At 60.6% G+C, this 14,376-nt stretch carries 11 protein-coding genes; 2 read left to right on the plus strand and 9 right to left on the minus strand.

From position 1 onward, the window contains the following. Positions 1 to 236 precede the first annotated feature (236 nt). Positions 237 to 1,211, minus strand: a complete 975-nt coding sequence (gene dusB, locus ACZO0A_RS08790; protein WP_302376870.1) for a tRNA dihydrouridine synthase DusB — start codon at positions 1,209 to 1,211, stop codon at positions 237 to 239. Positions 1,212 to 1,449: 238 nt separating this feature from the next. Here dusB and polA point away from each other — a divergent pair, with 238 nt between their 5' ends. Both polA and tsaD read left to right on the plus strand, forming a co-directional pair. Continuing rightward, complete coding sequence (gene polA, locus ACZO0A_RS08795; protein WP_302376872.1) at positions 1,450 to 3,972, plus strand: DNA polymerase I; 2,523 nt, start codon at positions 1,450 to 1,452, stop codon at positions 3,970 to 3,972. Positions 3,973 to 4,103: 131 nt separating this feature from the next. Then, entirely contained in the window at positions 4,104 to 5,111 is a 1,008-nt protein-coding gene (tsaD, locus tag ACZO0A_RS08800; RefSeq protein WP_215692555.1) for a tRNA (adenosine(37)-N6)-threonylcarbamoyltransferase complex transferase subunit TsaD, read from the plus strand. Positions 5,112 to 5,156: 45 nt separating this feature from the next. On the opposite strand, the gene ACZO0A_RS08805 is transcribed toward tsaD, so the two are convergent. Genes ACZO0A_RS08805 through ACZO0A_RS08840 form a run of 8 tightly spaced genes read right to left on the minus strand, consistent with a single transcriptional unit; the run spans position 5,157 to position 14,290 of the window. Then, complete coding sequence (locus tag ACZO0A_RS08805) at positions 5,157 to 6,125, minus strand: hypothetical protein (protein ID WP_294718606.1); 969 nt, start codon at positions 6,123 to 6,125, stop codon at positions 5,157 to 5,159. Positions 6,126 to 6,127: 2 nt separating this feature from the next. After that, a complete protein-coding gene (locus ACZO0A_RS08810; RefSeq protein ID WP_302376874.1) occupies positions 6,128 to 6,961 on the minus strand; it encodes a family 6 glucosyltransferase in 834 nt (277 codons plus the stop codon). Then, on the minus strand, positions 6,958 to 8,238 hold the full coding sequence (locus tag ACZO0A_RS08815; RefSeq protein ID WP_291212498.1) for an ABC transporter ATP-binding protein: 1,281 nt from the start codon (positions 8,236 to 8,238) through the stop codon (positions 6,958 to 6,960). Before ACZO0A_RS08815 ends, ACZO0A_RS08810 begins: the two co-directional genes overlap by 4 nt. A 12-nt stretch (positions 8,239 to 8,250) precedes the next feature. Continuing rightward, a complete protein-coding gene (locus ACZO0A_RS08820) occupies positions 8,251 to 9,111 on the minus strand; it encodes an ABC transporter permease (protein ID WP_294718610.1) in 861 nt (286 codons plus the stop codon). Between the two features lie 14 nt (positions 9,112 to 9,125). Further along, positions 9,126 to 11,126 carry a glycosyltransferase family 2 protein gene (locus ACZO0A_RS08825; protein ID WP_302493247.1) on the minus strand — a complete coding sequence of 667 codons (2,001 nt, stop codon included), beginning with the start codon at positions 11,124 to 11,126 and terminating at the stop codon, positions 9,126 to 9,128. Positions 11,127 to 11,141: 15 nt separating this feature from the next. Next, on the minus strand, positions 11,142 to 12,122 hold the full coding sequence (locus ACZO0A_RS08830) for a glycosyltransferase family 2 protein (RefSeq protein WP_302376881.1): 981 nt from the start codon (positions 12,120 to 12,122) through the stop codon (positions 11,142 to 11,144). Continuing rightward, entirely contained in the window at positions 12,122 to 13,225 is a 1,104-nt protein-coding gene (locus ACZO0A_RS08835) for an ATP-grasp fold amidoligase family protein (protein WP_215692561.1), read from the minus strand. The genes ACZO0A_RS08830 and ACZO0A_RS08835 overlap by 1 nt, the downstream gene beginning before the upstream one ends. Positions 13,226 to 13,228: 3 nt before the next feature. Then, positions 13,229 to 14,290, minus strand: a complete 1,062-nt coding sequence (locus ACZO0A_RS08840; RefSeq protein ID WP_291230840.1) for a glycosyltransferase family A protein — start codon at positions 14,288 to 14,290, stop codon at positions 13,229 to 13,231. Between the last annotated feature and the right edge of the window lie 86 nt (positions 14,291 to 14,376).

A 14,376-nucleotide genomic window follows, 5' to 3' on the forward strand; every position in this document is an offset into this window, starting at 1 on the left:
AAGGTGAGCGCCGCCAGTGGCGGATACAGCGAACCGAAGCAGGGGCAGCGGTCGCAGAGTGCGAGGGGCTTTTGCCCCCGAAGCACGATGCGGGTACCGCAGCCCGACATTATCGAGCATTTTGGCAACGCAGATGCCGTGCCGCAGCCGCCGGAGCGGTGCTTAAGCCGTAAGGCGGGAATTGTGCGGTATTGCCTCAATACGGTTGTAGGGGCCGGGCATACCCGGCCCCTACATTATTGCAATTTGTACACCGCGTCGATCAGCCGGTCCACATCGGTAAAATGCTCCAGCATCGAGCAATAGCGGCGCAGGGCGGCGGCACCGCGCAGGCCTTTCATATAGTGCATGGCCTGGCTGCGGGCCTGGGGCATGGCGGCCCACTCGCCCTTTTCCTCGCACATTTCGTAGATCTGCGCGCGCAGGGCGGCCATCCGCTGGTTCAGCGTCGGCTCGGGCGGGCGTTCCTCGCCCAGCAGCGCCGCGCGCACCTGTGCGAACAGCCAGGGGTCGCCCAGGGCGCCGCGCCCGATCATGACACCGTCGCAGCCGGTCTCTTTTAACAAGGTAAGCGCACCGTCTGCGCTGGTCACGTCGCCGTTCGCCAGCACCGGGATGGACACCGCCTGCTTGATGGCCGCGATGGCTGCCGTATCGATGGGCGGGATGTACATTTGCTCCCGCGTGCGGCCATGCACGGCAATCAAATCCGCGCCGCCCGCTTCCAGCTGCTTGGCGACCTCGACGCCGGTCAGGTTGTCGGCATCCCAGCCGATGCGCATTTTCACGGTCAGCGGGGTATCGTCGCCCAGCGCCTTGCGGGCGGCGGCTGCCATCTGCCCGCAGAGCGGCGGGTCAAGCAGGAGCTTACTGCCCGCGCCGCTGCTGGTGATCTTGGGCGCGGGGCAGCCCATATTGATATCAAGGATGTCGAACCGGATGCCCTTTTCCCGGACAAATAGAATTGCCTTTGCCATGGACTCCGGCTCTGCGCCGAACAGCTGGATGGAATACAGGCCGTGGGGATGCTCATCCTTGAGCAGTTTCAGCGATTTGCGGTCGCCGAAATTCAGCGCCTTGGCGCTGGCCATCTCGCTGACGGTCCAGGCCGCACCGTGGTCGGCCATCAAATGGCGGCACGCCGCGTCGGTCAGCCCCGCCATCGGCGCAAACACCGCCCCGGTGGGGATTTGTAGGTTGCGTAGCTGCATAGTTCCTCCTTAAAAAGGCTTCCCCCCCTTGGAGGAAGCTGTCACCGAAGGTGACTGATGAAGGGCAAGTTTGCCCTGCCGCCCCTTCCTGGGCAATCACGGCAGGGCAGCCCCTCCTCCGGCGCTTTGCGCCACCTTCCCCCAAGGGGGAAGGCTTTTTTATTTTGTAATCTATTCTACCATATTTTCCGCAAATGTGGTATACTGAAATGTAGATTGTTTATAAGGAGTATTGCGCATGAAACTCATGGTCTTGGACGGCAACAGCCTGGTCAACCGCGCGTTTTTCGGCATCAAGCTGTTGACGACGAAGGATGGCCGCTACACCAACGCCATCTACGGCTTCCAGAATATCCTGCTCAACCTGCTGGCGGCCCACAAACCGGACGCTGTCGCCATCGCCTGGGACGAGCGCGCGCCCACCTTCCGTCACAACGCCTACGACGGCTACAAGGCCACCCGCCACGGTATGCCCGAGGAACTGGCCCAGCAGATGCCGGTGCTGAAGGAACTTCTGACTGACCTGGGCTTTGTGCAGGTCAGCAAGGCCGGCTGGGAGGCCGACGATATTTTAGGCACGCTGGCCGCCGCCTGTGAGGCTGCGGGCGGTACGACGCTGCTGGCGACCGGCGACCGGGACAGTTTGCAATTAGTGGACGATGCCACGACTGTTTTGCTGGCAACGAACAAGGAGACCCTTCCCATGGACCCCGCCGCCATCCGCGAGAAATACGGCATCGAGCCGCCGCAGCTCATTGACGTCAAGAGCCTGATGGGCGATGCTTCGGACAACATCCCCGGCGTGCCCGGCATCGGCGAGAAAACCGCACTGGCGCTGATCTCCAAATTCGGCAGCCTGCAGGGCGTGTATGACAACATCGAGGACAAGGCCGTCAAGCCCGGCCAGCGGGCCAAGCTGACCGCCAACCGCGACAAGGCCGACCTTTCCTATATGCTGGGCACGATCCGCAAGGACGCACCGATCGAATCCGACCCCGCCGCCTATGTCCGCCAACCCGGCGACCCGACTGCCGCCGCGCAGCTGCTGGCCGCGCTGGAAATGCACAAGATGGTGGCCCGCTGGGGCCTGGAGGAGGGCGCAGCCCCCGCCGCTGCGGACACCGCCCCGCTGGAAACAGTGGAGCCGTCCCCCCTGCCGCTGCTGTTGGAGGGCCGCTTCTACGCCGCCCAGAGCGCGAGCAAAGAGGGCGACAGCGCGTGGTATCTCGTGCAGGGCAAGGACGTCTACCTACCCGACGCGGACCGGCTGGCCGCCATCCTCGACGGCGATGCCGAAATCTGGGCCTTTGACGCAAAGCCCCTCTACCGGCTGGCACTGGAACATGGCGGCATCGGTAAGGCGCTGCGGTTTGACGGCAAACTGGCTGCCTACCTGTTGAACCCCTCGGCCAGTGGGTACGAGGTCCACTCCCTGGCTGCCGAGTACGGCGTACACGCCGACTTCACATGCGAGGCTACCCCCGACGCGGGCGTGCTGGCGGGCCTGTGTGATGCGCTGGCCGCCGCGCTGGACGAGAGCGGCCAGCGCAAACTGCTGGACGAGATGGAGCTGCCGCTGGCCCGCGTGCTGGCTGACATGGAGCGCATCGGCTTTGCAGTGGACGCCGACGGCATCCGCGCCTTTGGCGACAGCCTACGGGGCGAGCTGGACGGCATTTTAAACAATATTTATACAGAAGTTGGCTATGAGTTCAACGTAAACAGCCCGAAGCAGCTGGGCGAGGCCCTGTTTGACAAGCTGGGCCTGCCGCCGCGCAAGAAAAACGCCCGCGGCTATTCCACCGACGCCGAGACGCTGGAAAGTCTGCGGCCGTACAGCCCGGTCATCGACGAGATTTTGAAATACCGCACCTACTCCAAGCTGCTGTCCACCTACGTGGACGGCCTGCTGAACGCCACGGCCGCGGATGGGCGCGTACACTCGACCTTTATCCAGACCGAGGCCCGCACCGGGCGCATTTCGTCCACCGAGCCAAACTTGCAGAACATCCCCATCCGCACCGAGCTGGGCAGCCGGTTACGCAGCTACTTTGTGGCTGGGCAAGGTGAGACACTGGTGGACGCCGACTACTCCCAGATCGAGCTGCGCATCCTCGCGCACATCACCGGCGACGAGCATATGCAGCAGGCGTTCTTGAACGGCGCAGACATCCACCGCTCGACTGCCGCCAAAATCTACCACATTCCTGAGAGCGAGGTCACGCCGCAGCTGCGTTCGGCCAGCAAGGCCATCAACTTTGGCATCATGTACGGCAAGGGCGCGTTCAGTCTGGGCAAGGATCTGGGCATTTCGGTCAAGGAGGCCGATGCGTTCCTAAAGACCTACCTCGACACCTTCCCGAAGGTGGACGGTTATATGAAGGACTGCATCGCCCACGCCAAGGACAAGGGCTATGTGGAGACGCTGTTTGGCCGCCGCCGCGCTTTGCCGGAGCTGGCAAGTTCCAACTTCCAGGTGCGTGCCAGCGGTGAGCGGATGGCACGCAACACGCCCATCCAGGGCACGGCGGCGGATATCATCAAGCTGGCGATGGTCCATGTCTGGCAGCGCCTGCGGGATGAAAAGCTGCAGGCCCGGCTGCTTTTGCAGGTACACGATGAGCTGATCGTCGAAGCGCCCGATGCCGAAATTGACGAAGTAAAGCGCATTTTGAAAGAAGAAATGGAAAACGTTGTGCATTACAGCGTCCCCCTGACGACCGAGGTAGGCACCGGCAAGACATGGCTTGCTGCCCATTAAAACAGCGGCACGACCGTAGGGCCGGGTATGTCCGGCCCCCACCCGACAGAGGCCGCACTTTTCCGGGAAAATCGCAATCAAGAAAACGTTGAGGGCCGGGTATGCCCGGCCCCTGCATAGAGGTTTTGTGTATGTATGTTTTAGGGATCGAGTCCACCTGCGACGAGACGGCGGCGGCGATCGTGGAGAATGGCCGAAAGGTCATTTCCAACATCATCTCCACCAGCGTCAGGGAGCAGGCACTCTACGGCGGCGTTGTGCCGGAGATTGCCAGCCGCCGCCATGCGGAATATATCAGCGCCACCGTTGACAAGGCGCTGGCCGACGCCAATATGACCATTGCCGATGTGGACGCTGTGGCCGTGACCTTTGCGCCGGGGCTGATCGGCGCGGTGCTCGTCGGCGTCAACTTTGCCAAGGGGCTGGCCTATGCGGCAAACAAGCCGCTGGTGCCGGTGCATCACCTGCGCGGGCATATCGCCGCCAACTATCTGACCCACCAGGATCTGAAACCGCCGTTTCTCTGCCTGGTCGCCAGCGGCGGGCACAGCCATATTGTGCTGGTGGAGGATTGGTGCCGCTACAAAATCTTAGGCCGCACCGTAGACGACGCCGCAGGCGAAGCCTACGACAAGGTAGCCCGCACACTGGGTCTGCCCTACCCCGGCGGCCCCAGCGTTGCCGCCGCCGCGCGGGACGGCAACCCCAAGGCCTACAAACTGCCGGTGCCCCATGTGGACGGCAAGTACAACGTCAGCTTCAGCGGCCTGAAAACCGCCGTCATCAACGAAGTGCATAACGCCGAGCAGAAGGGCCAGGCCGTCAACGTAGCCGACATGGCCGCCAGTTTCCAGGAGCGTATTGACCAGATTTTGGCGAAAAAGCTACTGGCCGCAGCCGCCGACACCAACGCCCAACAGGTAGTTTTAGCGGGCGGCGTAGCCGCCAACGGTCGTCTGCGCCAGCTGGTGAACGATGGTGCCCAAAAGCTGGGCGCAAAAGTCTATCTGCCCGAGCTGAAATATTGCGGCGATAACGGCGCCATGATCGCCGCCCAGGGCTACTACGAGTACCAGGACGGCAACCTGGCCGACTGGACCCTCAACGGTCTGCCGACATTGCCGATCGATTACCGGTGATCCGTACAAAAAAACTCCGCACAGCAAAATGCTGTGCGGTATTTTTTATCGCTGCATCGGGCCAAACAGGCACTTTTTACCTGTCTGGCTCTGCAAATCAGCCTTGCGTTGCAAATAGTGGAAGTAATCCTCATCCACGGCGCAATGGTTCTTTTTGCTGTACAGATTGCACCGGCGGCAGAAGAGAAAATACGGCAGCAGATACCCCGCCCCCAGGCAGCGGCGCACAAGGTCGTACCGCTCGCTGCGGGCGGTTTCTTTTTGCAGGCTGGCCGGGCGGTGGGCCAAATCAACAAAGCCGCGCTTCGCGTAGTCGATTTCGATGCCCTCTTTGGCAAAGAACGGGACAACGTCATGCTCGACCCACTTGCCGTGGCAAATGCCCATCCACTGGCCCTTGTGGTAGCCGTAGTTCAAAAAGCGCGCTTCCTCGTTGAGGACGCAGTAGAACTTATCCTTCGGGTGGGCGGCGGTCAGCACATTGCAGCGCTCCTCCCAGTCCCAGGGGCTTACCTTGTGGTTCCAGTACTCAGCAAATTTATCAGTGCGCCAGACCGCCGCCTGCATATTCAGCGTGTAGCGGTTGCCCACCGGCAGGCGGCGGTAGCCGGGGTAACGGTCCACTTCCCAATCGTAGAGCGCCTCGGTGATATCGCTGCTGAAATAGACGATATCCCGGTCCGCATCCATCCAGCGCACCAGGTCATGCAGGCGGTCCATCTTCACCGGCTCCCGCAGGAAGAAGTCATCCAGCATCAGAAGAGTGTACTCGGTCTTGACCCGGCGCAGCGCGTCGGTCATGCGCTCACCGTAGGTGGCGGCGCTGCTGTGTACACATTCGATATTCAGTCCTTCAAAGTGGAAGTCCTTGCTCTCGGTGTTGAGCAGAATGCGCATATCCAGCGGCGCAAAATACCGTTTCAGCAGCGTAAAAAACGGCTGCCACAGATCCTCGTAGGCGTCGCAGCTGTTGACCAGCATGGTCATGCGGTTCTGCCATTGTGCTTCGTTCATCGTCATTTTCCTTTTTTGAAAAGGTGGTTTTGGCTCCAGCGGGCCGCGCGCATGGCAAAGTGGTTCCACCGCTGCACTGCCGGGGAAAGCTGTGTCTCCGGCGCATCTTTGCGCAGGGCCGGGATGTCCAGATACCGCGCCTTGCTGCGGATGCGCACCACGCAGGGGAACGGCAGATGGTCCCATCCTTCCGGGTAGCAGAAGGACGGATCCAGCACACGGAAGTCATGGCGGAACAGGATGTAGCGGTTGATCTGGGATTCATCGTGCCACAGTGCAATGACGTTGTGCTGCAAGTCCCGGCGAATGCGCTTGTCCAGCGTGCGGCACAGCTCCAAAAACGCCGGGGCCATGCCGCCGTTGACGCCGCCGCAGACGTAGTATTTTCCCAGTCCGTAGGGGATGCAGGCCGTGCTGCGCGGGTTGCGGTCGTAGGTGAACTCATAGTTCGGCTTTGCGTAGAAGGAGGGATGCTGCACAACGAGCAGCCGTTCCCCTTTTTCGGCCCGGGGCAGCAGCATTTCCCGCGTGACAGGCTGCATAAACTGCGCGTTGGCGTTGAAAAAGAAGATGTAGTCAAAGCCGCGCAGAGCCTGCTCCTGCTTCAAGAAAATCTCAAATCGGCGCAGTGTGGCAAACGGCCAGGAGTAGGCCTCCTGCGGGCAGATATGCACGCGGGGGTTCTCCTCCCCCGGCAGAGCGTCCGCATCGGTGAACACAAAATAGTGTACCTCGCAGTCGCGCAGCAGGTATTGCTCCGCGCTCTCGTAAAATTCCGGCCAGAACACCGTATACTTGCCGGTGGCAATATACAGCGCCGCAACCTTCGTCATCATTCTTCCGCCCCCAGGGTGACAGCGGGTTCGGGCAGGCAGATGGGGCCCCAGGCGCGGCGGTTCCAGCCCTCGTAATAGGTGGCAAAGGTGTCCACCAGTTGGAACTGGATGCCGGGGACCCAATCCTCGACGCCGTAGGTGCCGCCGCCGTAGGAGGTAATGACCGTGAAGTAGTTGCTGTACTTGCCCACGGTCAGCACGCTCAGGTCATACTCCGCCGTAAACTCGTTGATGCCGGGCTGCAGGGTCAGGCCGAACATGCTGGACGTCGCCAGCGGGGTGCCGACTTCGTCGCGCACCTCAAACCGCAGGCCGATGTTCTCGGCCAGTTCGTTGGCTTTCAGCACGTAATGGATGCGCACAGGCTGGGTGCGCTCGATTGCCTCCACCGACTGCACCTGCACATGGATGTTCTGGATGCGGATGTTGTCGCGCTTGAACCAGTTGTCGCGCTTGTGGTTGGTGTAGTCCACAAAATCCGACGTCTGCCAGCGGGTGGACAGGTAGGTGGCAATGCCCTCGTCAACGTCACCGTCAAAGATAACCTTGCCCTTGTCCAGCACGATGCAGCGGTCGCACAGATCGCGGATCGTGGACATATTGTGGCTGACGTACAAAACGGTCTTGCCGTCGCGCTGAGCGGCCTGGCGCATCTTATCCAGACACTTTTTCTGGAACTTCATATCGCCGACGGCCAGGACCTCGTCCATGATCATGATTTCACTGTCCAGGTGGGCCGCCACGCTGAACGCCAGCTTGACATACATACCGCTGGAATACCGCTTGACCGGCGTGTCGATGAAGTCGCCGACCTCGGAGAAGGCAATGATCTCATCCATCTTGGCGTCAATTTCTGCGTGGGTCATGCCCAAAATCGCGCCGTTCAGGTAGACGTTCTCGCGGCCGGTCATTTCGGGGTGGAAGCCGGTGCCGACCTCCAACATCGAGGCCACACGGCCGTACAGGTCGATATCACCGGCGCTGGGGGCCGTGACGTGGGTCAGCAGCTTGAGCAGCGTGGATTTGCCCGCGCCGTTGGAGCCGATGATACCCACGGCCTCGCCCTTTTTGACGGTGAAGCTGACGCCGTTCAGCGCCATAAATGTAGTACCGATCAAGCGCTGGTCGGTGCCGATCAGGCTGTTCGGGTCCTCTTTGCCGCGCTTGCGGGCCCACCAGCTTTGCAGGTCACTGCGCAGCGTGCCGCCGCCGATCTGGCCCAGGCGGTACTGCTTTTTGACGTCCTGTACACGGATCATCAGTTCATTTTCACTCATGTCAGGACCCCCTTACACCGTATCGACGAAGGTCTTTTCGACCTTGCTGAAAAGCGACAGACCCACGACCAGCAGCACGGCGGTCCAGGCCAGCGAAAGCACCCACATTAACCCGTTGACCTGCCCGGTACCGAAGAAGATATAACGGAAGCTCTCCATCGGGGCGGTCATCGGGTTGACGATCATAATGGCCCGCAGCAGTCGGTTGTCGATCATCGACAGCGGATAGACCACCGGGGAACCATACATCCATAGCTGCACGCCAAAGGTCACCACGACCATCAAATCACGGTAACGGGTAGTCAGGCTGGACACGATGATGCCGCAGCCCAGGCCCAGCAGACCCACCTGCAGCACCAGCGGCACCGTCAGCAGCAACATCCCCCAGTGGGGGCTGACTTCACCCTTGGCCAGGTAGACGAGCAGCAGCACAAAGAACAGCGCAAACTGCACCAGGAAATTGATAAGGCCTGACAACATCGTGGAAATGGGCATCGCCAGCCGCGGGAAATACACCTTGCTGAAAATAGCGGAGTTGGTGGTAAACGTGCCCGACACCTTATTGATGCAGGCGGAGAAGAACCCCCACAGCGCCGTACCGGCCAGGTAGAACAAAATCTGCGGTACATCGTCGGTGGACAGGTGGGCGATGGTGCCGAACATAACGCAGTACATGGCCGTGGACAGCAGCGGGTTAATCAGGATCCACGCAGGGCCCAGCACGGTCTGCTTGTACATGACGGTGAAATCGCGCTTGACAAAGAGCCAGATCAAATCCTTATAGCGCCACAGTTCGCTTACATCGACCTGGCTCCACCCCTGCGCGGGGCCGTAGTGGACATGGTATCCTTTTTGCAGTTGTGTTTTTTCCATTGTAGGGGAACTCCTTAGGTTTTGTGTTTGAGGAAGATTCGGTACAGGGGCAGGCCCAGGCGCAAAAGCCCGGCGCGCAACAGCATACTCTCCCGCCCGGTGCGGCGGGACAAATTGCCGTAAGCCGTAGAGCAGTCGTGGCATGCCTGGCGGTAGCGGGTGCGCTGCTGCGCCGTGGTCAGGTCAAAGCCATCCTTCTCGGCCAGGTTCTTGATGGCGTCGTTCAGCAGGCCCTCGGCCCGCAGGTAGTCGCCTTTCTCGGTAAAGTAACCGCACCATTCCAGCAGGTATTCGGGGCGGTCCAGGTAGTGGCTGGCCGGGCCCTGCGCCATGATGCTGTCTGCCCGCTGCACATAGCGGTAGCCCTGGTAGCCCAGGCAGGCAATGTTCTGGCAGCGGTGCAGGATGTGGGGCAGCATGAACTGATCCTCGTACCGCTTGCCCTCGGGAAATCGCAGGCCATCCGCAAAAAGCTTGGCGGTGTACAGCTTGTTCCAAGCGACGGTATAGTAGATTTTTTGGTTTTCCAGCGCGAAATACCGCGCCCACACGCCGTCCTCGTCGAGTATTTCATCCTGAAAGATCGTGAAGTCCGGCGTGGGCCACCGTTCGCCGCGGTCATTGGCGTAGACGAGGTTGAAGATGACCAGCTCCGCGCCGGTGCGCTCCTGCTCGGCCACAGCGCGGCGGATGGTATCCGGCTCCAGAAAGTCGTCGCTGTCCACAAAGACGATGTACCGCCCGCGGGCGGTCTCGATGCCGGTGTTGCGCGCAGCGGAAAGCCCACCGTTCTTGCGGTGGATGACCCGCACGCGGCGGTCGCTTTTCGCCCAGGCATCGCACATTTCGGGGCAGCGGTCGGGGCTGCCGTCGTCGACGAGCAGCACCTCAATATCCTGGAAGGTCTGATCCAGCACGCTCTGCACACAGGTGTCAAGATACCGCTCGACCTTGTACACCGGGATAATGATACTGACCGCCGGGACCGGGGTGGGCGGGGCCGGGGTTCGCCACTGGGGCGCGGCGGGCGGGGTCTGGGCGCTGCTGCGCCGCTCCCGCAGGAAGGCCAGGTAGACCGGAAGCCCTAAGTGGATCAGCCCGGCGCGCAGCAGCATACTTTCCCGTCCGGTGCGGCGGGAGAGCAGTCGGTAAACCTCGGCGCAGCTGTGACGCAGCTCATGATACCGCGCCTGCTGCCACTGGGTGGACAGGTCGAAGTTTTCCTTCTGGGACAGGTTCTCGATGGCGTCGTTCAAAAGGCCCTCGGCCCGGAGGTAGTTGCCTTTCTCGGCAAAATAGCGACTCCATTCCAGCAGATACTCGGGGCGTTCCAGGTAGTTGCGGGCCACACCGGCCACAGCCATGGTGCTGCCGCTGTGCTGCACGTAGCGGTACCCCTGGTAGCCCAGGCAGGCCACCGTCTGGCAGCGGCGCAGCACATCCAGCATAAAGAACTGATCCTCGTACCGCTTGCCGTCGCGGAAGCGCAGCGTGTCGAACATGGCCCGCTTGTAGAGCTTGTTCCAGACGACGACGTAGTAGACCTTGCGGTTGTCGAGGGCGAAGTAATGCTCCCACACCTCATCGACGGTGCGCACCGTGTCGGTAAAGCCGGTAAAGTCCGGCTCTGCCATCGGGTGGTTCTCGGCATCGACATAGAGCATATTGCCAATGACAAGGTCAGTGCCGTACTGCTGCTCGGCCTTGACGAGGTACTCGATGGCATCTGGTTCCAGCAGGTCGTCCGCATCGGCGAAGAAGATGAAATCGCCGGTGGCGGCGTCCAGGCCAGCGTTGCGAGCCGACGCCGCACCGCCGTTTTTGCGGTGCAGCACCCGGACGCGGGGATCCCGCGCAGCCCAGGCATCACACATTTCAGGGCTGCGGTCGGGGCTGCCGTCATCCACCAGCAGTATTTCCAGGTCGGTACAGCTCTGCCCCACCACGCTGCGCATACAAGCATCCAGGTAGTGTTCCGCCTTATACACCGGGATAATGATACTGACTGTGGGCATAGAGGCTCCTTTAATTTATCTACGGCTCAATATCTTTGTGTAAGCATAAAACACGGGCAATCCCATCCGCAGGGCGGCGGCGCGGAGTTTCAGCGACGCTGCGCCCTTCTGCGCGGCCAGGGCACTGTACACACGGCAAAGCTCCCGCTTCACGGCGGCAAACTCGGCCTTGTGGCCGGGCCGGGTCAAATCATATCCGCGCTTATTCTTGTACAAGAACAGCGCGGCGTCGGTCAGGGCACCCTCGGCGCGGTCGTACCAGCCGTTTTGCAGGAAATACTCCGCCCGGTGGATATCCCCCTTCGTCATGGCCAGCCGCACCTCATGTTTGGCGCCGTCGGTGATGCTGCCTGCGTGGCGCAGCACGTAGTAGCCGGTAAAGGGCAGGCACAAAATTTTTGTGCAGCGGGCGATCAGGTCCGGCAGCACGTAGTAATCCTCGTGCAGCATCCCCAGCGGATAGCGCACGCCGTCAAACAGCTTGGCGGCGTACAGCCGGTGGGCCGTGCCGGTGAACTGGTTGATCCAGGGCGTGTTGAAGGCATCCCAGAAAGCGTTCACGTCCAGAACGGTCTCTTTTGCGAACTGTTCGTCTGCGGGCAATGGGTGCTCTGCGCCGTCCTCTGTCACCGGGCGGCAGTTGCAGAGCACCAGCTCCGCGCCGCTCCTTTCCGCACCCGCCAGCAGCTTTTCCAGCAGGTCAGGGGCAACGGTGTCGTCGCTGTCCACCATCGTGAGCCATTGGCCCTTGGCGGCATCCAGCCCGGCGTTGCGCGCACCGGACGGCCCCGGCCCGGTCTTAGCCGGGTGCAGGGCGCGGATGCGGGGGTCTTTTTCCGCCCAGGCATCGCACATTTCCGGGCAATGGTCGGGGCTGGCATCGTCGATGAGCAGCAGCTCAAAATCCGCATAGCTCTGCGCCAGGATGCTTTCCACACAGGCGTCCAGCGTTTTTTCGGCCTTGTAGACCGGCACCAGGATACTGACGGTGGGCATTAGTTGTCTCCTTTGTCGTCGACGCCGGGCAGATGGATCAGGCTGCCCATGTACTCGTTGGCGCTCTCGGGGTGCCAGCGGGAAATGCCGCTCTCGGTGGTGAAGGTCATCTCGCCGAATTTGATGCTGCCATCGTTCAGCGAGTACAAATCAACGCGCACGCAGGGGTAGCCCTGGCTCAGGGTGCGGGCAATATCCAGCATCTTATCGAGGTTTTCCGGCTTGGGGATATCGACCATTTCCAGCGGGACATTGATGTTGAAGGGCAGCTGGTTCCACTGGGTGTCGTAGAAGAACATCCGCTCTTCCTTGTCGGTGTAGCGCTCCTCGATGTGCAGGATGATTTTCGGCTCACCGTCGAAGCAGAAGATTTTGTAGTCGTATAGGTCGCCGCCGTCGTTCTCTATGAATTTTTCAGCGATGATGCGCGGTTTGATGTGGATGTACTGCACATCCAGGCCGCCCATCAGGTAGCAGTAGTTCAGCTTGAGCCAGCCCTCGATCTTCCTCTTGGCGTCGGCCTTGTCGAATTTTGACTTATCCTGCACGGCGATATTCCAACCCGCGCCGTGGTTGACCTTGAGCATGAATTTGTCCGGCAGGGCGTCAAAGTCGATATCGTCAAAGTTATCCCAGACGCCCAGCAGCGGAATCAGGTATTCCTCGCCGATCTTCTCCTTGACCCATTCGCGCACGGCGTATTTGTCAACGAGGGGGTAGACGTCCTCAAACCCGCCGTTGAGCTTGAGCCACTGTGTCTTTTCGCTGAAGGTCTTGGGGTGCTCGAGGTTCAGCGGCGTGTGGGTGTAGTTCGTTTCCAGGAACCACTTTTTCAGCGCCTCGGGGTAGTCCTTCTTTTGCAGGCAGGCCCAGTAGGCGTAGTTTTCGTTGGCGATCTTATGATATTTCGCGTAGGTATAGATATATTTTGCGCTGACGACCGGGCCGTTGTGCAAAAGGTACTTCAGCCCGCGCTTGGCGTTGCGGGGCAGCCAGGTCACAGCGCGGCCGATTTTGTACGACGACGAGCCGTAGACGGCCTCCAACTCATGGCGCAGCAGTTTGGCCTGTTCTTCGGCGGTCAGTTCGCTCATATCTTCCATGGTTCAGCACTCCCCTTTTTCGGTTTTCACGCGGGCTTCTTCCAGCAGCGCCCGCACCTTGGGTTTCCAGATGAAGTGGCGGTGGATTTTTGTAATAAAGAACCACACCGGGTTCTCGATATCGCACCACAGGCGGGATACCGCGCTCTCGTTGTTATAGTTGACGATGCGGCGCAGGCGGTCAGCGCGGTAGGTGCGAATGTTCTCCATATAGGTCTGCGCGTCCTTTGTCAGCTGCGGGTCCCTGCGGTTTTTAAAAAGATCCTCATACTCGCGCAGGAAACGCACCAGGCCCGCCGCGTCAAATCTGCGGGTGATGCGGCGCTGCTCGTACAGAATCAGCGCCGTCAGGATATCGTTCTGGTAGGGGCTGCGGCGGTGGTAGGTGCTGCCCTCGATCTGGCGGTAGTTGAACATACAGTCGGGCAGATAGTAGATATCACCGTAGGGCAAGAACTGGAAGGTCAGCGGGTTATCGATGATGGGGATGCCGCTCTTGTAGGGGTCGATGCCTTGCAGCCCCAAGTTGCGCAGCAGCAGCGCGTTGGTGTGGACGTAGAGAAAGCTCCAATATTCCTCGGCAGTCAGGCTGCACTCCCGGATGGGCCGCTCGATGGGGACGGTCTTGCCGGTGCTCTCCCAGTAATAGCAGCCGTTGTGGCCGCAGCCGATGTATTTATGCTCTGTGTCGGCGTCCAGCACATCGGCCTGCTTTTGCAGCTTGTGGTCGTCGGTGTAGAAGTCGTCGCCGTCCAGGTAGCTGACATACTCGCCCCTGGCCTCATAGAACAGCCGCCCGCGGATGGCGTTCATCCGCTTGATGCGGTCGTTGGCCTCATATTTTGCGCCGGGGATGCGGTCCATGACGAACACGCGGACGGTGTCTGGGTATTTCTGCTCCCACACGCGCAGCTTTTCAATGGTGCCGTCGTCGGAGCCATCGTCCGCGCAGAGGACCTCGACGGGAAAGTTCGTTTTCTGCGCAAGCACCGTCTCCATCGTCTTGTCCACATAGGGGGCCAGATTGTAAAACGAGATCAGCACGCTGACCTTGGGCTGGTTCATAGTGTTTGTCCTTCTTTAAAAGTTATAATGGTCGTTTTGTAGGGGTCGGCGTCCTCGACGACCCACGTGCCTTGTCTTTGCCGTGC

It is taken from the genome of Gemmiger sp. (assembly GCF_057431175.1).

Coding starts and splice junctions, on each gene's coding strand:
- dusB (WP_302376870.1), bottom strand. CDS start 1,211: ATGCAGCTACGCAACCTACAAATCCCCACCGGGGCGGTGTTTGCGCCG.
- polA (WP_302376872.1), top strand. CDS start 1,450: ATGAAACTCATGGTCTTGGACGGCAACAGCCTGGTCAACCGCGCGTTT.
- tsaD (WP_215692555.1), top strand. CDS start 4,104: ATGTATGTTTTAGGGATCGAGTCCACCTGCGACGAGACGGCGGCGGCG.
- ACZO0A_RS08805 (WP_294718606.1), bottom strand. CDS start 6,125: ATGAACGAAGCACAATGGCAGAACCGCATGACCATGCTGGTCAACAGC.
- ACZO0A_RS08810 (WP_302376874.1), bottom strand. CDS start 6,961: ATGATGACGAAGGTTGCGGCGCTGTATATTGCCACCGGCAAGTATACG.
- ACZO0A_RS08815 (WP_291212498.1), bottom strand. CDS start 8,238: ATGAGTGAAAATGAACTGATGATCCGTGTACAGGACGTCAAAAAGCAG.
- ACZO0A_RS08820 (WP_294718610.1), bottom strand. CDS start 9,111: ATGGAAAAAACACAACTGCAAAAAGGATACCATGTCCACTACGGCCCC.
- ACZO0A_RS08825 (WP_302493247.1), bottom strand. CDS start 11,126: ATGCCCACAGTCAGTATCATTATCCCGGTGTATAAGGCGGAACACTAC.
- ACZO0A_RS08830 (WP_302376881.1), bottom strand. CDS start 12,122: ATGCCCACCGTCAGTATCCTGGTGCCGGTCTACAAGGCCGAAAAAACG.
- ACZO0A_RS08835 (WP_215692561.1), bottom strand. CDS start 13,225: ATGGAAGATATGAGCGAACTGACCGCCGAAGAACAGGCCAAACTGCTG.
- ACZO0A_RS08840 (WP_291230840.1), bottom strand. CDS start 14,290: ATGAACCAGCCCAAGGTCAGCGTGCTGATCTCGTTTTACAATCTGGCC.